General features: G+C 71.4%; 18 protein-coding genes and 1 pseudogene. 11 read left to right on the forward strand and 8 right to left on the reverse strand.

The features are described 5' to 3' along the window. Nucleotides 1-76: 76 nt before the first annotated feature. From EDD27_RS58855 to EDD27_RS22320, 6 genes and pseudogenes are all read right to left on the reverse strand, one after another. Nucleotides 77-391 (reverse strand): helix-turn-helix domain-containing protein, encoded by a 315-nt coding sequence (locus EDD27_RS58855; protein ID WP_421915635.1) that lies wholly within the window; start codon nt 389-391, stop codon nt 77-79. A 23-nt stretch (nt 392-414) separates the two neighbouring features. Further along, a pseudogene (locus tag EDD27_RS22305) lies at nt 415-1,419 on the reverse strand (helix-turn-helix domain-containing protein); the annotation flags it as partial. A gap of 296 nt (nt 1,420-1,715) precedes the next feature. Beyond that, on the reverse strand, nt 1,716-1,871 hold the full coding sequence (locus EDD27_RS55725) for a hypothetical protein (RefSeq protein WP_206641602.1): 156 nt from the start codon (nt 1,869-1,871) through the stop codon (nt 1,716-1,718). Further along, nucleotides 1,862-2,083 carry a hypothetical protein gene (locus tag EDD27_RS55730; RefSeq protein ID WP_206641603.1) on the reverse strand — a complete coding sequence of 74 codons (222 nt, stop codon included), beginning with the start codon at nt 2,081-2,083 and terminating at the stop codon, nt 1,862-1,864. Before EDD27_RS55730 ends, EDD27_RS55725 begins: the two co-directional genes overlap by 10 nt. A 130-nt stretch (nt 2,084-2,213) precedes the next feature. Further along, on the reverse strand, nt 2,214-3,284 hold the full coding sequence (locus EDD27_RS56825) for an SDR family NAD(P)-dependent oxidoreductase (protein WP_241564193.1): 1,071 nt from the start codon (nt 3,282-3,284) through the stop codon (nt 2,214-2,216). 124 nt (nt 3,285-3,408) lie between these two features. Continuing rightward, on the reverse strand, nt 3,409-4,605 hold the full coding sequence (locus EDD27_RS22320; protein WP_164903742.1) for an ROK family transcriptional regulator: 1,197 nt from the start codon (nt 4,603-4,605) through the stop codon (nt 3,409-3,411). A 174-nt stretch (nt 4,606-4,779) separates the two neighbouring features. On the opposite strand from EDD27_RS22320, the gene EDD27_RS22325 reads away from it, so the two are divergent. Continuing rightward, the gene (locus EDD27_RS22325) at nt 4,780-5,748 is read left to right on the forward strand and encodes a hypothetical protein (RefSeq protein WP_127934100.1); all 969 of its coding nucleotides are present in this window, start codon (nt 4,780-4,782) and stop codon (nt 5,746-5,748) included. Nucleotides 5,749-5,753: 5 nt separating this feature from the next. Next, on the forward strand, nt 5,754-6,623 hold the full coding sequence (locus EDD27_RS22330) for an NAD-dependent epimerase/dehydratase family protein (RefSeq protein ID WP_164903743.1): 870 nt from the start codon (nt 5,754-5,756) through the stop codon (nt 6,621-6,623). Nucleotides 6,624-6,913: 290 nt separating this feature from the next. Here EDD27_RS22330 and EDD27_RS22335 read toward each other — a convergent pair whose 3' ends face one another. After that, nucleotides 6,914-7,822 (reverse strand): dihydrodipicolinate synthase family protein, encoded by a 909-nt coding sequence (locus tag EDD27_RS22335; protein ID WP_164903744.1) that lies wholly within the window; start codon nt 7,820-7,822, stop codon nt 6,914-6,916. A gap of 29 nt (nt 7,823-7,851) precedes the next feature. Further along, complete coding sequence (locus tag EDD27_RS22340) at nt 7,852-8,970, reverse strand: mandelate racemase/muconate lactonizing enzyme family protein (RefSeq protein ID WP_127934103.1); 1,119 nt, start codon at nt 8,968-8,970, stop codon at nt 7,852-7,854. A 226-nt stretch (nt 8,971-9,196) separates the two neighbouring features. Between EDD27_RS22340 and EDD27_RS22345 the strand changes: the two genes are divergently transcribed. The 9 genes from EDD27_RS22345 (at nt 9,197) to EDD27_RS22385 (ending at nt 19,749) form a co-directional block, all read left to right on the forward strand. Further along, nucleotides 9,197-10,765: an ABC transporter substrate-binding protein gene (locus EDD27_RS22345; RefSeq protein ID WP_127934104.1), complete on the forward strand. Its 1,569-nt coding sequence runs from the start codon at nt 9,197-9,199 to the stop codon at nt 10,763-10,765. A gap of 3 nt (nt 10,766-10,768) precedes the next feature. Continuing rightward, entirely contained in the window at nt 10,769-11,725 is a 957-nt protein-coding gene (locus tag EDD27_RS22350; protein ID WP_127934105.1) for an ABC transporter permease, read from the forward strand. Next, complete coding sequence (locus EDD27_RS22355; RefSeq protein WP_127934106.1) at nt 11,722-12,546, forward strand: ABC transporter permease; 825 nt, start codon at nt 11,722-11,724, stop codon at nt 12,544-12,546. The genes EDD27_RS22350 and EDD27_RS22355 overlap by 4 nt, the downstream gene beginning before the upstream one ends. A gap of 24 nt (nt 12,547-12,570) precedes the next feature. Then, complete coding sequence (locus tag EDD27_RS22360; RefSeq protein ID WP_127934107.1) at nt 12,571-14,616, forward strand: dipeptide ABC transporter ATP-binding protein; 2,046 nt, start codon at nt 12,571-12,573, stop codon at nt 14,614-14,616. Next, nucleotides 14,613-15,755: a galactonate dehydratase gene (dgoD, locus tag EDD27_RS22365; protein WP_164903745.1), complete on the forward strand. Its 1,143-nt coding sequence runs from the start codon at nt 14,613-14,615 to the stop codon at nt 15,753-15,755. Before EDD27_RS22360 ends, dgoD begins: the two co-directional genes overlap by 4 nt. A 5-nt stretch (nt 15,756-15,760) precedes the next feature. Continuing rightward, the gene (locus EDD27_RS22370; protein ID WP_127934109.1) at nt 15,761-16,375 is read left to right on the forward strand and encodes a bifunctional 4-hydroxy-2-oxoglutarate aldolase/2-dehydro-3-deoxy-phosphogluconate aldolase; all 615 of its coding nucleotides are present in this window, start codon (nt 15,761-15,763) and stop codon (nt 16,373-16,375) included. A 17-nt stretch (nt 16,376-16,392) separates the two neighbouring features. Beyond that, nucleotides 16,393-17,814, forward strand: coding sequence for an aldehyde dehydrogenase family protein (locus EDD27_RS22375; RefSeq protein ID WP_164903746.1), 1,422 nt, complete (start codon nt 16,393-16,395; stop codon nt 17,812-17,814). After that, complete coding sequence (locus EDD27_RS22380; protein WP_127934111.1) at nt 17,811-18,728, forward strand: SMP-30/gluconolactonase/LRE family protein; 918 nt, start codon at nt 17,811-17,813, stop codon at nt 18,726-18,728. The genes EDD27_RS22375 and EDD27_RS22380 overlap by 4 nt, the downstream gene beginning before the upstream one ends. Before the next feature lie 298 nt (nt 18,729-19,026). Continuing rightward, the gene (locus EDD27_RS22385) at nt 19,027-19,749 is read left to right on the forward strand and encodes a helix-turn-helix transcriptional regulator (RefSeq protein ID WP_164903747.1); all 723 of its coding nucleotides are present in this window, start codon (nt 19,027-19,029) and stop codon (nt 19,747-19,749) included. Nucleotides 19,750-20,262: the final 513 nt, after the last annotated feature.

Genomic DNA, 20,262 nt, shown 5'->3' on the forward strand with positions numbered 1-20,262 from the left:
CAAGACCGTAAAAGACGTCGCACTTTCCGGGCCACCGTGCATGGTGCTCAATTCCGGTACTGGTTGTGCACGATGCTCAGGTGATCCGGGCGGTGGTGATGAGGAGGGCGTAGACGACGTCGTGGATGCCGGTGCCGGTGGTCAGCAGGTCGCGGCCTAGCAGAGCTTCGGCGGTGCGAAGGTGGGTGCGGACGGTGTTTCGGCTGATGCCGAGGCTGCGGGCGGCCTGCTGGGCGTCGGTGTTGGCGTCGATCCATGCCTGCAGGGTGCGACGGTGTGGGACCCGCAGTTGGCGGAGGAACGTCTGAGCCCAGGCAGCGGCGCGTTCGGTGCCCAGCAGGTCGTCCAGGGTGAGGGTCTGGTGGCGGTCACCGGGTTCGGGGGGGCGCATGCGCTGGTGACGGCGAGCGCTAGGTGGACTTCGGCGCGAGAGCGGACGTCGGCGAGGTCGAGGCCGAGGGCCTGTTCCGCGCGGACGATGTGCGCGGTGACGGTGTTGCGGCTCAGGCCGAGCAGCTTGGCCACGGCGGATCGAGGCATGCTCATGAGTAAGCGGGTGATGTCGGCGGTGGCCTTCGGGAGGTGGTCCAGCGGGCGCAGCAGGTCGCGGGCCCAGGCGAGGGCGGGGCCGCGGGGCAGGACGCCTTCCAGCGGAGTCCGGCCATGGTGGAATGCCACACGGGCGGGGACGGTGAGGGCGGCGGCCAGGGCGTGGGCCGCCTCGCTGTAGGCCGCGGCTGTCTCGCCGAGGGGGTGCGGGCCGCTGATGCCCAGCGCGTATCGCGGATTGTCGCGTACCAGGCGGCGCAGGCTCTCGCCCCGCCCGCCGGGTCCGTCCGCGTCCTCGGCGATGAGACAGATCAGGTGCTGCTTGATGACGGGGCACTCCACCATCAGGTCCCGGCCGTGGTAGCCGGAGGGATCCTGGAAGCCCCGCGAGATCCGGTCACGGTCGGTCGTCGGGCAGTGCAGCAGGAAGATCCTCAGCCGATCGGCCTCCAGCAGCGGCGGCACGACACCTGTCGTCATCCGGCGGGCGAGTGTCGGCTCCCCCGCCAGCAGCGCCGAGAGCACGGCGAACCGCAGCTGGCGTGCCTTGTGCTGGTAGCCGTGCCTGGCCTGGTCGGCGCCCTGGGCGCGGCGCATGAGCGCGATGACGCTGCCGGTGCGCGAAACCAGCGCGACCGTCTCAGGACCCGGTGCCGAACGGCAGGCCGTCACCAGCACCGGGCGCGGATCGTCGGCACCGAGGGCTTCGCAGTGCACGTACAGCGGGCCAGCCTGCGTAGTGGCCGCGGCCATCTCCCCGCCGGACAGCCGGGCGAGCAGCGGAGCGAGCGGACGCAGTATCCTCCGGGGAAATTCCGCGGTGGCCGACTCCACGGTGGCGGCGGCCTCCCCGACCAGCGCGGCGTCCATGCCGGTCCGCCGGCGCAGCCAATCGAGCACCTCCTGTACGTCTGGCTCGTCCGGGCTGTGCACCTGACGCCGCACCTCGCGCAACAGCCCTTCCAGCCCTTCGGCCCGCGTGTCCTCCACGGTCTCGTTCCTCCTACGCCGACATCCGCTAGCGGTTCGCGTGATGAAAGTCGGAGAGAATCACAGCAAATCGGGTCGCACCGCTGAGCGATTTCGGCACGCCAGGCGAGTCATCGCACAGTGGTCGGGCACGGAGCGCAAAATGGCCACCGTGCAGTGGCCTGTGCCCCCGCGGCCTACGTCCAGCGGCGAATGGCGTCGATCGTCGTCTCTGGTGAGGTGCTGAAGCAGAACCGGATGCCGGGTGCCGCCGACACCAGCACGTTGATGAGCCGTTCGAAGAGGAGGGTGTGCTCGGGAGCCACGCGCACCCCGGCTCCGATCATGGCCACGCCGATGGGCCCCTCGGGCAGCCATTCACGGATGGTCCTTTCCGCTTCGCCGGGTGGGTGCCGATCAGGCACGACACCGCGTCGAAGCCCGCCGCCCGCGGCGCCGCGTGGCCCTGCTCGATCCGCGCGGCGAGCGTGGCCTCGTCGAGGCCCGGATGCTTGCTGTAGTCGATCGCGCTCGAATGCAGTTCGATCGTGAGGATCTTGGTCACGTTCGCTCCTACCAGGGGACGGGACCGTTACGGTCGTAGAAGCCTGCGGTCGGCCCGTCATGATCCACGGTAGCCAGCCTGATGATCGGAGCGGCACCCTCGGCGACGGTGTGGACACCCGTGCGCGGGTTCATGTCGGTGGCGGGGTTACCGGATCGGCGGCATTGACCTTGAACGTGGGCAGCGCCCGCGCGTACTGGGACACGATCATGTTGAGCGCCGCCTTCGACGAGGCATAGGCCAGGCTGAGGAAGCCGTACTCGAGGCGGCGCGGTCGCCAGCGTAGATCAGCGACGCCAGCGCGCTCGACACCATGACCACGCGTGGATGCTCCGACTTCCGCATAAACGGTAGGAACAAATGGGGTGATCCGCACCTGGCCGAACACGTTGACCTCGTAGAGCCGCCGCACGGTGCCAGGGTCCATGTCGGCCGGATCCAGCGAAGGCCCGCCGACTCCTGCGTTGTTGACCAGCACATCCAGCCGATCCACCCGCTCGGCGACGGCCTTGGCGGCCGCCGCGGCCGACTCGTCCGAGGTCACGTCGAGCTCGACGTCGAGCCCGCCGGCCGCGAGCGTGTCCACGGCCCGCATGCCGCGGGCCCCGGGTCCCGCGCGGCCAGGAAGAGCCGCTACCGCCTGGCGGGCTGGCGGCGTACGGTCCCCTTTGTTCGCTCCGGTGACCAGCGCCACCGTCTTCGCCTCTGTCATGGGGACGATCGTCGATGAGCGTGCCCGAGCCCGCCAGGACCGCCGGGGCACGGGACCCGCGGTACCACCCGTCCGGCGTGATCTGCGGGCATCATCGAGGAGTGAACCGTGAAGTTGCCGCCGTCGGATCTGCATGTTGTCGGGGTAGTGCTTGACCTCGACGTCGTCGTGGACGCCCGTGCTGTTGGCGCGCTTGGCCAGGGCACGGCCCAGCCGGGTGGGCAGGCCGCCGATCAGGCGCAGTGCCTGGGCGCCCGTCCATACCTGGGCCCGGCTGCCGGGAATGACCTGCTTGACCATCCGGGCGGCGTGGGCCCGCGCCTTGCGTACGTAATCGGCCATCTCACGCTCGTAGGCGGCCCAGGCCGCGGTGTGGTCACTGGCGGCGGCCAACTCGCCGGCGAGCACGTGCGCCCCGATCACCGCCATGCTGGTGCTGGCACCGACCGCCGGCCCCGGGCAGTATGCGGCGTCGCCGACCAGGCTCACCCGGCCCTAATCGGAGTGGCAGTATGGACGCGCTTCACCGGCGCGGCCCACGCCCGGTCCACCCGACCGGCGCCACCGGCCGTCCCTGCTTAACTTTGTCCAGCAGAAAATGACCAGGCCGTTCTCAGCCGATGAGCGCGAACGGGTCGGCGTAGAAGCGCTCGAGCACGCAGGTGGCGGCGGAGATCACTGGTGCGTTGTCGTCGAGGGCGCTCGGTTTGATCACCTTGTCGGCGTCGAACTCCCGGCGCACCCATCGCCGCGCCTCCCCTCGGATCTCGGTGATGTGGTCGGGAACCAGCAACGGTGTGCCGAAGATGATGACCTGATCGGGGGCCAGCAGGTCCATCACGATCACGACGGCTTCCCCGATCGCGCGGGCGCGGTCGCGCAGCAGGTAGTCGGCCAGGGCATCGCCGCCGCGGGCGAGCTCGGCCAGGTCGTGGACCGATTGCCCCTCCCTGAGCAGCCCCTCGCGCACGGCCCTGGCGACGACGGCGCGATCCCCCGCCACCGACATGAGACAACCGCCGCGGCCGCACTCGCAGGGCATCTGGGCGGGCCGGGACAGCGGGAGATGGGCGATCTGCCCGGCGCCCTCGCCCTGCCCGTGGTAGAGCTCGCGGCCGACGACGAGGCCCGCGCCGATCACGTTGCCGATGAACAGGTGCACGAAGTCCTGCACGCCCTGATCGGCCCCGAACCACATTTCGGCCCGGCACAGGGCGCGCTGGGTCGACTCTACGACGAGCAGGCCGGGGAAGCGACCGGCCGCCAGGGCTGGGATGTCGACGTCGGTCCAGCCGAGCACGTCCTGCTCCCTTATCCGGCCGGAGGCCGCGTCGACCCGGCCGACGGTGGTGAAGCCGGTGCCGAGGATCCGCGCGGAGGTGTCGGCGGCGAGCTCGGCCACGCGCTCGGCGGCCTCGGCGACCACGACCGCGGGGTCGAGCTCACCGTCGTGCGCGATACGCACCGCCTCGCCGACGAGACGGCCGCGCAGGTCCACCAGGCCGATGGTGGTGCGCCGCAGGCCGACGTGGATCCCCACAGCGTGGAAACGCGCGGAGGCGAGGTCGAGTGGCACGCGCGGGCGGCCGGCGTCGCGCGACGGGAGCGCGGGCAGCTCTTCCAGCAGGCCCGCCCGGGTCAGCTCGGCCGTGATGCGGGTCGTCGCCCCGGAGCTCAGCGAGAGCCGCTCGGCGAGATCGATGCGCGGCGCTGGCCCCTCCCTGAGCAGGGCCCGCAGCAGCGCGGCCACGTTGTGCCGGCGCACGTCGAGCGTCGCCGCGGCCCGGGGGGCCGCGCTCGGGCTACGCATGGCCATCACTCCCCTTGCCCGTCGTCCAATTTTCTGTCAGCTGAAATTAAAGATCCGGAGACCAGGCTCCGTCAATGGGTGCGCCGTCCTACAGAAGATCGTACCAGGGGCTGGTCTTGTCGATTAACTTCTGTTAGAAGTTTATATCCCGGCTTCAATTGATGGAGGAGCGGTATGACCGACGACAACACGCCCTCGCGGCGTTCGATCCTGCTCGGCGGCGCGGCCGCGCTCGGCGCCGCGGGCCTCGGCCTGCTGCCTGCAGCCCCGGCCGCGGCGGCCACGCCCTGGTGGCGGAGGGGCCGTTTCCCGGGCGACCCGGGCAATGGCAAGATCGTGTACGGGTCCTCGATGGGCCCGCAGCAGACGGTGCCGGACTTCGAGAAGGGCATCGGCACGACGCTCGGCTGCCACCGCAGCTACTTCAAGTACGTCCACGACGAGCAGTGGCGCGACATGCGGCGGGTCGCCCTCGACGACATCAACAACCATCGCGTGCCCGTCATCTCCACCAAGCTGCCCGGCCCGTGGCAGGAGGTGGCCGACGGCAAGCACGACGGCTGGCTGCGCAACGTGGCCGCAGGTCTCGGTAGCGTGCCGGGCCCGGTGTGGTTCTGCCTGCACCACGAGCCGCGCGGCGAGCAGACACCCGCGGCCTACCGGGCGATGTATAAGCACGCCGCCCCGATCCTGCATCGCTTCCCCAACATCGCGGTGACCCCGATTCTCAACGGCTGGATCTGGCAGGGCGGCGACGACGTCGAAGCGTGGCACATCCCGGAGGCCGACCTCATCGGCGTCGACGACTACAATCCCTGGTGGACGTACGACACCACGGAGCCCAACTACCGTCCGTGGAAGACCCCGGAAAGGATCTGGGGCGAGCCCATCGCCACCTGCCGCCGGTGGGGCAAGCCGCTGTTCGTGGCCGAGTACGGCGTCCGCTATGCCTACCGGGAGCCGGGCAGGTCCGCCGCCTGGCTGACCCACGCCTATGAGTACGCGCTGGAGCAGGGGCTGGTCGCGCTGTCGTACTTCAACTCCGGGGTGGAGTCTCCGAACGGCACCTGGGTGCTCGACGGCGAACGGCTCGACACCTTCAAGAACCTCATTCACCGCCCCGAATCCGTCCACATGATATGAGGACCATGATCGATCGGCAGGAGGCCGTCGTCGTCACCGGCTCGGCGGGGCGGCTCGGCAGGGCGGTCGTCGAGCACCTGGCGGCGGCGGGTGTCCGGGTGGTCGGCGTGGACCGCGAGGCCGCGCCGGCGCCCCCGGGCGTGCGTGTGCACACCATGCCGGTCAGGGACCCCGGGGCTCTGCGGCCCGTGTTCCGGGGCGCCCGGGCCGTCATCCATCTCGCCGCCATGCCGAACCCGCGCACCGGCCCCGGGCATACGATCTACACCACCAACACCGCGGCCACCTACGCCGTACTCGACGCCGCCGCCGAGGAGGGCGTGCCGCGCGTGGTGACGGCGTCGAGCGGGTCGATGCTCGGCATCTCCGGCGGGCCGCACGACTTGTCTCCGCTGTACGCGCCCCTCGACGAGGAGCACCCGGCACGTCCGCAGGACGGCTATGCCCTGTCCAAGCAGGCCGATGAGGCCGCGTGCGCGATGTTTCACCGGGCCACCGGGCTGTCGGTCGCGGCGCTGCGCTTCCCCGCCATCGGCACCTCCGGCCTGCTGCGGGAGCGGGTCCTCCGGGAGCGGGCGGAGCCGGGCTTCCTGCGCCGCGGCCTGTGGGCGTACGTCGAGGTGCGCGACCTGGCCCGGGCCTTCGCCGCCGCGGTGGCCGCCGACGGCATCGGGTGGGAGGTGTTCGCGGTGGCCGCGGGCGACACCCTGAGCGACGTACCCACCGAAGAGCTCCTGCGCCGCCACCACCCGGACACCATCATCCGCCGTCCGCTGCCTGGGCACACGTCCGTGTGGGACACCGGCAAGGCGGCCCGGATGCTCGGCTGGCGCCCGGAGTTCACCTGGCGTGAGGCGGAACCGGTATCGGCGTGACCGGAGAACGACCCGGTCCCCCTGCGGTTCGGGGCTTCCCGCGCTCCGGCTCTCCAGCAGCGCGCAGACCGGCGCCTCCTCGTCGGGCGGCCGGGCGCGGCGCCGCACGGCCGCGGCGAAGGCTCGGGGGCTGCCCTCGTACTCGTCGTGACCGAGGGCCGCCCCCGATGGCGGGCGCCCGGCAAACGACCGCCGGTGCCTGTGGACAGGTCGGTCAGGGTCACGAGGCGCGAGCCGTGCGACAGGTCGTCGAGCCGGCCCCGATCATCTCCCCGTCGAGCCGGCCACCGTCATTCCGGGGCGTGGCGGCCGAGGGAGAATTCGCGGATGAACCGGTCCACTTCGGCCAGGGCCGGATCCACTGAGCCGGAGGGGATCGTCGGGCCGGGTGCCCGGCAGTGCGGCTCGTCGATGATGCCGCGCCGCCAGGCGATCGCCTTGCCCATCGCGAGCGGCGCGCCCGGCACCGGCCACCACGACTCCAGCCAGGCGGCGAGCCGCGCGTGCAGGTCCAGGGCCGCCGCGCGCTCACCCGTGTCCCACAGCCGCAGGATCCGGAGGTAGAGATCGACGAAGCCGCCCCCCGGCTGTATGCCCACCGCCCCCGCCTCCAGTGCTTCGGGAAGGTCGATGCCCGCGTTCCCCGCCAGGCACGGCACGCCATGCCGGGTGAGCGCACGGATGTAGGAGCCGGGCGAGCGGCATTCGACCTTCACTGCGGCCAGGTTGGGGTGGTCGGCGCGTAACCTCGCGAGGTCGCCGGGATCGAGGCGGGTGCCGGTGTCGCGCGGGGCGAGCTGCACGACCACCGGCAGCGGCCCGGCCCCCTGGAGCACCGCGGCCAGATGGTCGAGGATCATGGCGCGGGGAGGGCCGCAGAAGTGGGGCGGCAGGACGTTGATCGCGCCCGCGCCGAGGTCAGCGTACCGCCTGACCTGCCGGACGGCGAGGTGCGTGGCGTGCTCGGCCACGGAGGCGACCAGCAGGCGTCCCGGCGGCACGGTCTCGGCCAGGTCGGACAGGAGCCAGAGCCGCTCCAGGTCGCTCAGCGCGAAATACTCGGAGGCGAAGCCCGGGAACATGACCGAGCCGACGCCCAGCTCCCAGGTGTGTGTGATCACCCGCTCGAAGGAGCGGCGGTCGATCGACCCATCGGCGCGGAAGGGAGTCGGCAGCACGGGGCTGACGCCCCGGATCACCGGCCCTCCCTCCGCCACGCCGCCGCCGCTCACGCCGATTCCGGAAGGTCCGGGAGGAACGTTAGGCCAGGGGCGAGGGCGACACCGAGTCCGCGCGTCATGGACAGGGGCAGGGTCGCGGCGGTCACACTCTCGCGCGGGCTGACCACGGCGGCGCGGTCCACGTCCTCGCCGTACATGTACTCCACCAGCGTGAAGCCGGGGTGAACGGTCGACAGATGGGCGCACACGGCGGTGCTGATCGGGCCGCAGGGATTGTGGTACGTGACGTCCACGCCCGTGATCCGCTCGGCCAGGCGCAGCAGCGGAGTCACGCCGGCGGTGTATTTGGGGTCGAGCAGCAGCACCTTCAGGTGCCCCGTGGACAGGGCGGCGGCCAGTTGTTCCGCAGTGTGGAGCGTCTCGCCACCGGCGATGGGCGCCTTGGCTCGGGCCGCCAGCCAGCGCATGGCCTCCGGGTCGGTGACGTCCACGGCGTCCTCCAACCAGGCGACGCCGAGGTCGTCCAGCCGCGGCACGGCCGCGGCGAGCTCGTCCTTGGAGAGCTTGTGATGCACGTCGATCATCAGCTCGGCGTCCTCGCCGATGGCCTCGCGTACGGCCCGGGCGATGGCGAGCCCGGTGTCCACGATGGACTCACCGGGCAGCGGCGGCCCGTCGAACGGGGCGACCTTGATCTTGCCGTGGCCGTCGGCGACCGCGGCGGTGGCCTTGACGGCGAAGTCCTGCGGTCGGCGCCGGCCGCCGCTGCGATTGATGTTGGCGTAGACCGGGACGTCCTCCCGCCGCTCGCCCCCCATCCACCGCCACAGCGGCACCCCCTCCGCCTGCGCGGCCAGGTCGGCCAGCGCCATGTCCAGGCCCCCGATGACGGTGCGCCGCAGGAAACGCGTCCTGGGGTCGCCGTGGGCCGCGCACTCGCGGCGCAGCCGGTCGCAGAGGTCCTGCCCGCCGGCCAGCGCGTCGGTCCCGCGCACGCGGGGCGCCAGCAGGGCGACCGTCTCCGGAACCTGCTCCGGCCACCCGCTGTCGGAGCACTCGCCGGTCCCCACCAGGCCGTCCTCCGTCTCGACTTCGAGGAACATCCACGTCGATCGGTGAGTGGCGCGGAAGCGGCGCAGGCGGAGGTCGGTGATGCGCATGCTCATTCGGGCCCTTTCATCTGGTCATACATAAGTTGTCTACGGAAGATAATAGTCGGGACCCTGAGCGTCAACGCGCGGGACGGACGTCAATCCTCTCCCCCGGAACGTCTTGACGACCCCGGCACCCAGAGATTAACTTCTGACAGGAATTAAATCGGCTGAGCAGCCAGAAGTCCGGGCCGGACGAGCCACGGCCCCGCGGGCCGACGCGCGACGGAGGTATTCCACCATGAGCAACCAGCCCCCTCCCGACGGCTTGGTGCCGCGAAGAGACATCCTGCGCTGGGGCGCCGCGAGCCTGGCCCTGCTGGGGGCGAGCGCCTGCACCTCCGCCGTCGAGCGGGAGGCCAGGAACAGGACGAGCACGCCCGGGACGCGCGGCGGCCGGCTCGTCATCGCACAGGGCACGGACATCATCCCCAAGACCGTGGTCAACCAGTCCGCGCAGAACGCCACCTGGCGCAGGCAGGTCTTCAACAGCCTGATCCGCCTCGACAGGAAGACGCACGAGGTGCTCCCGGAGCTGGCGACCGCCTGGAAGACGAGCGACGGCGGCCGCGTCACCACCCTGACCCTCCGCGAGGGCGTCACCTGGCACTCCGGCCGCCCTTTCACAGTGGACGACGTGCGGTTCTCCGTGGAGTTCCAGCGCGACATGCAGCCGCCGTTCGCCTTCGCGTGGCTGCTCGAGCGGCTCTCCGGCGTCGAGGCGGTGGACTCCGGCACCGTACGGCTGGCCTTCGAGGAGCCGGTGAACAACCTCTTCGACGCGCTCTCCCTGATGATCATGCTGGACCGAGAGTCGGCCCAGGAGCTCACGACCGGCGCCAGGGTGATCGGCACCGGGCCGTTCACCTTCGCCGAGTACCGGCAGGGCACGAGCCTTCGGCTCGACCGCTATGCCAAGTACTGGGAGTCCGGCCGGCCCGCCCTCGACAGCGTCCTGGTGAGGGTGATCACCAAGCCGGAGGCCCGCATGTCGGCGCTGCGCTCGGGCCAGGTGCACCTGGCCACCGGGGTCGGCCCCATGGAGCTCAAGCAGGTGGAGTCCGACCGGACGTTCACCGTGACGCCGTACGACACCTACAGCTCCGGCGTCTACCTTGGCTGCAACGTCAACGCCGGCCCCCTGAAGGACAAGCGGGTGCGCCAGGCCGTCCACTACGCGCTGGACCGCCGCAGGATCGCGGAGGAGATCTACCGCGGCAAGGCCACCCCGAACGCCACCCCCTGGTCGGCCACCAGCCCGGCGCACAACCAGCGGCTCGCCGATCACTACGCCCGCGACCTTACCCGGGCCGTGAGCCTGCTGAAGGAGGCCGGAGCCGACGGCGCCGAGCTGATCCTGGAATCGGCGCAGCCGGTCGGGAAGTCCGCGGAGATCGTGGAGTTCAACCTGCGCGAAGCCGGGCTCAAGCCACGGTTGCGCGTGCTCAACGCCACCCAGCAGCAGGAACGCATCGAGAGCCGCTCGTTCGAGGGGATGTGGATGGGCCAGCACGGGTACAACAACCTCTCCCCCACCAACCTCCTTTACAGCGCCATGCCCTACCGGACCACGCAGAACCTGTTCAACTTCGCCTCAGAGCGATACGAGAAGCTCGCCCAGGCCGCCCTGCGCGCCACGGGCGAGTCCGAGCAGCGCGCGGCCTACGACGCCGTCACCGAGTTCATCTTGGACGAGGCGTTCTGCTGCGACCTCGTGCACGCCACCAGCACCGCGGTCACCCACGGTGTCTCCGACTGGGACTACACCGTCTGGGACGACGTGCTGCTGGGGAAGTCCACGGTGGCCTGACGCGTGCTGTCCTACATCGTCCGCCGCCTGCCGACCGCGGCGCTCACCGTCGTCCTGACCTCGGTCGTCGTCTTCCTGCTCATCGGCCTGCTGCCGGGCAGCCCCGCCTCGGTCATCCTGGGCGACCAGGCCGACCCGGCCGCCGTGGCCGCCCTGGAACAACGCATGGGCCTGGACCGGCCGATGGTGCAGCAGTACGCGGACTGGGCCCGCGGCCTGGTCACCGGCGACCTCGGCACCTCTTACATCTCCGGCGCGCCGATCGCCGAGACCCTCGGCGCGGCGGCGGGCGCGACCGCGGAGCTGGCGCTGGCCAGCCTGATCGTCACCGCCCTCACCGGCGCGGCGTTCGGCATCGCCGCCGCCACGGCACGGCGGCGGGCGACCCAGGCAGTGATCCGCGGCGCCAGCGCGCTGATCTTCGGGGTCCCGGAGTATGTGCTGGGCATCCTGCTGATCCTGCTGTTTGCGATCACCGTGCGCCTGCTGCCCGCCGGCGGCCGTGAGCCGCTGCTGGCAGACCCGGAGATCGGCATCCAGTACCTGGCCATGCCCGCCATCGCGCTGGGGCTGCATTCCGGAGTGGTCGTGGGCAGGTTCCTGGAGACGGAGCTACGCAGGCAGCTGGAGGAGGAGTACCTCGACACCGCGCGTGCCAAGGGCGTCTCCGCCCGGCGGGTGCTCTGGCGGCACGCTCTGCCCAACGCCCTGCCGCCAGTCGTCACGGTGCTGGGCATGCGCGTCGGCCACGTACTCGGCGGCGCCGTGGTCATCGAGGCGGTGTTCGCTTGGCCCGGGCTCGGCCAGGTGCTGGCGAACGCGGTCGTCAGCCACGACTACCTGATCATCCAGGACCTGGTCGTCTATTTCGTCGTCGTCTTCATCGTCGTACAGGTGACCGGCGACCTGATCCACGCGGCTCTCGACCCGCGCGTGAGGCTGGAGGGCGAGGCGTCATGAGAATGCCCCCGAGCTCCGGCGCGCTGCGCTCCCCCGGGGGCGCGGCAGGCACGGCGATCGTCCTGGTACTGGTCGCGGCCGGCGTGCTCGCGCCGTGGCTCAGCCCGTACCCGCCGGACTTCCAGCAAACTGGCGCGGTGCTGGAAGGGCCCTCGGCCGGCCACTGGTTCGGCACCGACGACCTGGGCAGGGACGTGCTGTCCCGGCTGCTGTACGGCATCAGGCAGGACGTGATCATCATTGTCCTGGCAGTGCCGCTCAGCAAGGCCATCGGCATCGTCGTCGGGCTGCTGGCGACCACGCACCGGATCGTGGATGTCCTCGTCCAGCGGGTGCTCGACGTCAAACTGGCCTTCCCGACGGTGATCATGGGCGCGGCGCTGGCCGCGTTCCTCGGCCCCGGGTTCTCCACCGTGCTGATCGTCATCGTCATCAGCGGCATCCCCGTCACCGCCCGACTGACCAGGACGGCCGTGCTCACGGAGCGCGAGCGGGAGTACGTCACCGGAGCCCGCGTCGTGGGCGCCTCGCGCGCCGCGATCCTGGTGACGCACATCCTGCCGAACGCGGTCGACGCGCTCGTGGTGAACTTCGTGATGTCCGCGGCCGGCGCCGTGTTCCTGGAGGGCGCGCTCAGCCTGCTGGGCTTCGGCATCCAGCCGCCCGCCCCGTCGCTCGGCGGAATGATCGAGAAAGGGCTCCCCTACCTGGCGGAGCAGCACTGGGCTGTTCTGGCGCCCATCGCCGTGCTCACGGGCCTGGTCATCGGACTCAACCTGCTCGGCGACGCACTCAACGCGGCCCTGCGCCGCGGCCACTGACCCCGGAGACCCCCTGGAGAATTCGTGAACGACAACCAAGACGCCCTCCTCCAGGTGCGCGACCTGAGAGTCGAGTTCCCCGGGCGACAGGGCCGCGTGCGGGCCGTGCGCGGGGTGGGCTTCGACGTCCATCCCGGCGAGTCACTCGCCATCGTCGGCGAGTCAGGCTCCGGCAAGTCCGTGACGGCCCGCAGCGTGCTGCGGCTCGTACGCGACCCGGGCCGGATCACCTCCGGCTCCATCCGGTACCGGGGACGCGAGGTCCTCGACATGTCCGGGGCCGAGCTCGCCCGGCTGCGCGGCGGCGAGATCGGCATGGTCTTCCAGGACCCCCTGTCCTCGCTCAACCCGGTCATGACCATCGGCGAGCAGGTCGCCGAGGCCGTACGGGCACACGGCCACGACCGCCGCCGCGCCCGGTCCCGGGCCGCCGAGCTGCTGGAGCTCGTAGGCGTGCCCGACCCCGCGCGGCGGCTGGCCGACTATCCGCACCAGTTCTCCGGCGGCATGCGGCAGCGTGTCATGATCGCCATCGCGCTGGCGGGCGACCCGTCGCTCATCATCGCCGACGAGCCCACCACCGCCCTGGACGTCACGGTGCAGGCCCAGATCCTGGAGGTGTTCGCGCGACTGAACCAGGAGCTGGGCACCGCGATCGCCGTCATCACCCACAATCTCGGCCTGGTGGCCCGGCTGTGCGACCGGGCCCTGGTCATGTACGCGGGCCAGATCGTCGAGGAGGCCCCCGTGGCCGTGCTCCACGACGCGCCGCGGCATCCGTACGCGTGGAGCCTGCTCAAGTCGATGCCCCGGCTCACGGGCGGCGCGAACCGGCTGCAGGCGATCCCCGGCCGGCCACCGGACCTGCGTCGTCCTCCCGGCGGCTGTGCCTTCGCACCGCGCTGCGCGTTCGCCGAGGACCGCTGCCACACCGAGGCTCCGCCGCTGACCGAGCGGGACCACGGCCACCGGGCCGCCTGCTGGGTCACCGCCGACGGCTTACGCCTCACCGTGACCGATCGCTCGCAGGCGGGGGGCGCGCCTGCCGCCTCCGAGCCCTCGCCGCGGCCTGACGAGCCCGGCGCCGACGTTCTCGTCCTGCGCGACGTGCACAAGAGCTACGCCGTGCGCGGGCGCGGGATCGGGCGGCGTGCCAAAGGCGAGGTCAGGGCCGTGCGCGGGGTGAGCCTGCGGCTGGGCGCCGGCGAGACGCTCGGGCTGGTCGGCGAGTCTGGCTGCGGCAAGTCCACGCTCACGCGCATCCTGCTCGGCCTGGAGAAACCCGATGCAGGGTCCGTGCTGGTGAGGGACCACGACCTGACGTCCACGGACCGCCGCGGGCTGGCCGGACTGCGCAGGCAGGTCCAGCTCGTCCTGCAGGACCCGTACGCCTCGCTCAACCCGCGGCACACCGTCGGCCGCCTGGTGGCCGAGCCGCTGCGCGTCCACGGCCTGGCGGGCCCTGGCCAGGCCGAACGCAGGGTGGCCGAACTGCTGGAGCTGGTCGGCCTCGACCCCGCCATGACGGCCCGGCTGCCGCGCGACTTCTCCGGCGGCCAGCGCCAGCGCATCGCCCTGGCCAGGGCCCTGGCCGTCAGCCCGTCGGTGCTGGTGCTCGACGAGCCCGTCTCCGCCCTTGACGTCTCGCTCCAGGCGCAGATCGTCAACCTGCTGCTCGACCTGAAGGACCGTCTCGGTATCGCGTACCTGCTGGTCGCCCACGACATCGCCGTGGTCAGGCACATGAGCGACCGCATCGCCGTGATGTACCTGGGACAGATCATGGAGGAGGGACCGGCCGGCGAGGTGTGCGCCCGGCCGCTGCACCCGTACACGGCCGCCCTGCTGTCGGCGGTACCCGAGCCCGACCCCGCGGTCGAGCGCCGGCGGAGCCGGGTGGCGCTGTCGGGAGAGGTGCCCAGCCCGCTGTCACCTCCCTCCGGCTGTCCCTTCCACACGCGGTGCGCGGTGCGGGCGGCACGGGAGATCTGCCGCACCGAGCGGCCGGTCGCGCGCGAGGTCGCGCCGGGCCGCTGGTCGGCCTGCCACTTCAGCGAGGAGACGGCGTGAAGATCACCGACATTCGTGCGGTGCCCGTACGGGGCGGGCCGCGTACCTATCTGTTCGTGCTCGTCGACACCGACGAGGGCGTGCTCGGCATAGGCGAGTCGGGGCTCGCGAGCCGTGGGGCGGCGGTGTGCGGAGCGCTCGAGCACCTCACGCCGTTGCTGGTCGGCCAGGACCCGCTACGCACGGAGCGGTTGTGGCAGCTGATGTCCCGCGGCGGCTTCTTCCCCGCCGACCGGGTGGTGGCCTCGGCGCTCGCCGCCGTCGACCTCGCGCTGTGGGACATCAAGGGCAAAGCACTCGGCGTGCCCGTGCACGTCCTGCTCGGCGGGCGGGTCCGCGACCGCGTTGCGTGCTACACGCACGTACGGCCGGCCGGAAGCGGTCCCGCCGAAGTCGCGCGGGCCTGCACGGAGCTGCGCGAGGCGGGATGGCGGGCGTTGCGGCTGACACTCCCCGCGTCCGGAGAGACGTTCGAGCCCCGCGCGGCGATACGTGCGGGCGTCGAGACATTCGCGGCGGCCAGGGAGGCGGTGGGCGATGACGTCGACCTGATCCTCGACGTCCACACCCGCCTCGACCCGCCCGAGGCCGCCCTGCTCTGCCGCGAGCTGGAGCCGCTGCGCCCGCTGTTCGTCGAGGACCCGCTGCGGTGCGAGAACCTCGACGCCTACCGCAGGCTTCGCGAACGCACGGCCGTGCCGCTGGCGGCCGGCGAGCAACTGGCGTCGAAGTGGGAGTTCCGACCGCTGATCGAGGAGGAGCTGATCGACTACACTCGGATCGACCTGTGCATCGCGGGCGGGCTCACCGAGGCCGCGAAGATCGCCGGCTGGTGCGAGACTCACTACATCCGCGTGGCCGTGCACAACCCCCTCGGCCCGGTGGCCACCGCCGCGGCGCTCCACTTCAACCTCGCCTGCACCGCGTTCGGCGTCCAGGAACAGCCCTACCGGCCCGGCGACCTGCTGCCCGAGGTGTTTCCGGCGGCGCCGGAGTGGCGCGGCGGGAGCCTGCTGCCGCTGGAGGGGCCGGGGCTGGGCCTGCCGATCGACCTCGACGCGCTGGCGGCCTTCCGTACCGAGACCTGGAACGAGCCGCCACGTCTGTCCCGCTCTGACGGCTCCTTCACGAACTGGTGAGAGACATGGATTTTCCCGAACTCTTGATCATTTACCGTGGCCTGGGCCCTGACGACGTGCTCGCGGCCTCCGACGCCCTCCACGCCATCGGGGTCACGGCCTTTGAGACGACCATGGACAGCCCCGGCGCACTCACCTCGATCGCCGGGCTGTCGCGACGGTTCGGTGACGCCTTGATCGGCGCGGGCAGCGTACGCACGCTCGACCACGTCAAGGCTGCCGCGGACGCGGGCGCCTCGTTTCTGCTCTCCCCTCATCTGGACGCCGAGGTGGTCCAGGCGACGAAGGCGGCCGGGCTGGTTTCGATCCCTGGGGCGTTCACGCCGACCGAGGTCGTCCGGGCGCACGCCGCCGGCGCGGACCTTGTCAAGATCTTCCCCATCGCCCCCGTCGGCGCCGAGTACGTCCGGCAACTGCGCCAGCCGCTGCCCGACGTGCCGCTGCTCGCCACCGGCGGGCTCACCGCCGAGCTCGCCAGCCAGTGCCTGCTGGCCGGGTGCGCGACGGTGGGGGTCGGCGCCGGGCTGGTCGATGCGGATGCCGTCAGGGACAGGGACTGGGACCGGCTGGCCGACGGCGCGCTCCACTACCTGGCCGTGCTGGGCGGCGAGGACCAATGACGCAGGGGGGACGAATCATGCAGGACGACATCTCTGGGGTGCGGCTGAGCGGCCGGCAACATGCCGGTGACGGAACCCGCTACGAGGTGGTGGAGCCCGCGACCGGGCGGACGATCGGGCACGTCACCGCGGGCACCGGCCGCGACGCCGCACGCGCCGTGGACGTCGCCGCCGCCTCGCTGGAGGGATGGCGCGCCACGCCGGCCCCGCAACGGGGCGCGGTGCTGCGCGCGATCACCCGGCGACTGCGCACCGCCGACGACCTGGCCGAGACGGTCGCGCGCGAAACCGGCAAATGCCTCCGCGAGGCGAGCGCCGAGCTCGCTCTGGCAGCTGACTACTTCGACTGGTACGCCGACCTCGCACACACCCTCACCGACCAGGCGCACTCGGTACGTCCCGGCCTACGGCACCTCGTACGCACCGGACCGGTGGGCGTGGCCGCCGTCCTGACACCGTGGAACTTCCCCGTCTCGATTCCCGCCCGCAAGATCGCACCCGCTCTGGCCACCGGCTGCGCCGTGGTCTTCAAGCCCTCCGAGCTGTCGCTGCTGTCCAGCCTCGCCTTCGCCGAGCTCTGCGAGTCCGAGCTCCCCGAGGGCCTGCTGAACACGGTGGCCGGGGACGGGCCGGAGATCAGCGGCGCCTGGCTGGACGACAGCCGCGTCCGCCTGCTGCACTTCACCGGCTCCACCGCCGTCGGCCGGACCATCGCCCGGGCGGCCGGGGCGGCCCTGACGCCCGTGGTGATGGAGCTCGGCGGGCGCGCGCCGTTCATCGTGCTGCCCGACGCCGACCTCGACGAGGCGGCGGACACACTCATGGTGGCGAAGTTCCGCAACAACGGAGCCTCGTGCATCGCCGCGAACAACATCTGGGTGCACCACGACATACGCGCGGACTTCCTCGACCGCCTCGCCGCGCGGGTCTCGGCCCTAGTCCCCGGCGACCCGCTGGACGAACGTACGACCCTCGGCCCCGTACGCACCCCCGAGATGGCCGCACGCCTGGAAGGTCTCGTCGCCGCGCTGGGCTCGGCAGGCGCACGGGTGCACCAGGGCCGGCGGCCGGAGTCGAGCGGCTGGTACGTCGCACCGGCACTGATCGTCGATCCGGCAACAAACCGACCGGAGTGGCGGGAGGAGGTCTTCGGCCCCGTCGCGCTGGTCCGCTCCTTCGCCGACCTGAAAGAGCCGATCATCGACGCCTCGGCCACCGCGCACGGCCTGGCCGGGTACGTCTGCACCGGCGACGCCGCCGCGGGCGCAGAGCTGCTCGCCCGGCTCGACGTGGGAATCGCGAGCGTCAATGTGGCCACCCCCACCACGCCGGAGATCCCCTTCGGCGGCCGCGGCGACAGCGGCATCGGCTACGAGGGCGGCCTGCCCGGCCTGCTGCCGTTCCTCGCCCATCAGAGCATCGCGGTGCCCCGCCCATGACGGCCGACCTGGTGCTAGACGCGCACGCGACGGTGGCAGAGTGCCCGATCTGGGATCCCGTGCGGCAGGGGCTGTGGTGGGTCGACATCCCGGCGGGCCGGGTGCACCGCTTCTCCCCCGCGACCGGCGAGAACGTGAGCTTCACCGCGGGCGAGGCGGTCGGCGCCGTGGCCGCCCGCCACGACGGCGGCCTGCTGCTCGCGACGGCGACGGGGATCGTCGGCTGCGCCGCCGACGGCTCGGGACGTACGGTCCTGCACGAGGTGGACACCGATCCGCCGGGCGGACGGTTCAACGACGGGAAGGCCGACCCCTGGGGACGCTTTTGGGCCGGGACCCTGCTCTCCGGCATCCAAGGCGCGGGCGCGCTCTACCGCCTTGACCCCGACGGCACGCTCCGCACCATGGTGACCGGTGTCTCGGTCTCCAATGGCCTCGGCTGGAGCCCCGACGGGCGCACGTTCTACTACGCGGACTCCCCCACGGGCGGCGTGGACGCCTTCGACCACGACCCGGAGACGGGCGCCCTCGGCAACCGGTGCCGCCTGATCGACATCGAGCGCGGACGTCCCGACGGGCTGACGGTCGATGCGGAGGGATGTCTCTGGGTGGCGCTGTGGGAGGGATGGGCGGTGCAGCGGTTCTCGCCGGAGGGTCGGCTCGTCACGACCGTCGACATCCCCGCACGCAAGGTGACGAGCTGCGCCTTCGGCGGCGCCGGCCTCGGCACACTGTACGTGACCACCGCCCGGGTGGGCCTGTCCGAGGCGGAGCTGCGCGAGCAACCGCACGCCGGAGGAATCTTCGCGGTGGCTGCGGGAGCGCACGGGCAGATCCCGGGACGTGTACGCCTGACCGTCGCAGCAAACTCGTCTGACCGGCCCTCAGGACAGAAGGAAGACCCAAAACCATGAGGATCCGGCCTCGCTCGCCCGGTTCCATCTATTGGAAATGAGGATACGAGTGCGTGGAGAAGGGATAGCTCGCCGGCGGGCGACGGCCTGGAGTGACTGGATCACCAATGCCGATGTGTGTCGTGAGTTCGCCACCGTCGATGGGAGTGGTCTTTTCGCTGGCACACGTGTGGTCGATCTCGGCGTGGCCGCACTGGGGGTGAAGCGGTTCCGCCCGATACACCTCCAGTGGGAGACCGACCCGGTGTGGACTGGAGATGCTGACATTGTCCAGCTCATCGTGCCAAGGCGCGGCACCGTGAACGCGACGTGGGCGGGGCGGCAGGACACCGTGAGCGTGGGTGATCTTTACCTCCACGACCTTGCCCAGCTCGACGAGATACGCCTGGAATCCGACGGGGACGACGATGCTCTGGAGTTGGCCCTGGTCGCCATCCCGAAGCCGGTGCTGCCGCTGGGGGGCGAGTCGATGGCTCCGCTGCTCGGGCATGGCGTGCCTGTTGACGGTGGAGTGAGCGGGCTGCTCAAGGGATTCATCGAGGATCTGTCCGATGAGAAGCTGTCGCTCAACCCTGCGGATGGGCAGCGGCTGGGGATGGTGCTGGTGGATCTCGTGGCCGCGTGTGTCTCCAGTGTCCTGGAATCGGGGCCTGGCCCGCGGCCGGGTTCCCAACGGCAGACCCTCGCCCTGCGCATTCGCACCTACATTCAGCGCCATCTGGACGATCCCGACCTCACCCCGCGGTCGGTTGCCACCGCCCACCACATCTCGGTCAGCTACCTACACCGGCTCTTCCAGGAAGAAGGCGACACGGTGGCGGCGTGGATACGCGATCAACGGCTGCAGCGCGCCCGCCGTGACCTCGGCGACGCGGCTCTGGTCGACGTGCCGATTCATGAGATCGCCGCCCGGTGGGGGTTCGGCCGACCAGCCGAGTTCAGCCGCGCCTTCCGCACGGCTTACGGCGTGTCGCCGCGCGAGTTCAGGTCCGAGACGGCCCGCTGGTCGTCACGTCCGTAGGGGCTGCCCGCGCGGATACGGACGCGTAGGCGGCACCGCAGCACAAGCGGCGGCCACGGCTCCCAGACCGCACAATCCCACGGTGGGCGACGCGGTGACACCGAGCAGGGACTCGGCTCGCCCGTCGCGCTCTTCGTGCGAGCTCGAACAAGTGTGTGAGCAGTGCCTGATGTCGTGATGGATCCGCGGCGATCTCCCGGGGGAGGGAGCAGATGGCCGTGCGCTTGCCGGGCAGCAGGTTCAGCATTCGGTTCCGCAGCGCACCGCGGATGGTGTCGGCCAGGACGTGTCCAGGCCGTCCGATGAAGGCATAGTTGACCAGTACGCCGCCTGGCGCCAGGAGGCGGTGGTTGGCGCGCACGGTAGGGCCGCCCAGGTGGTCGTAGACGATCCGGACACCCTCGGGGTGCTCGGCGCGTACGACCTTGGCGACCTCCTGCTGGCGGTAGTCGATGGGCACGACGTCGTAGTCTCGTAGCCGGTGCAGCCACCGCACCGATCGTGCGCTGGACC

This window comes from Nonomuraea polychroma (assembly GCF_004011505.1).
Classification (GTDB): domain Bacteria; phylum Actinomycetota; class Actinomycetes; order Streptosporangiales; family Streptosporangiaceae; genus Nonomuraea; species Nonomuraea polychroma.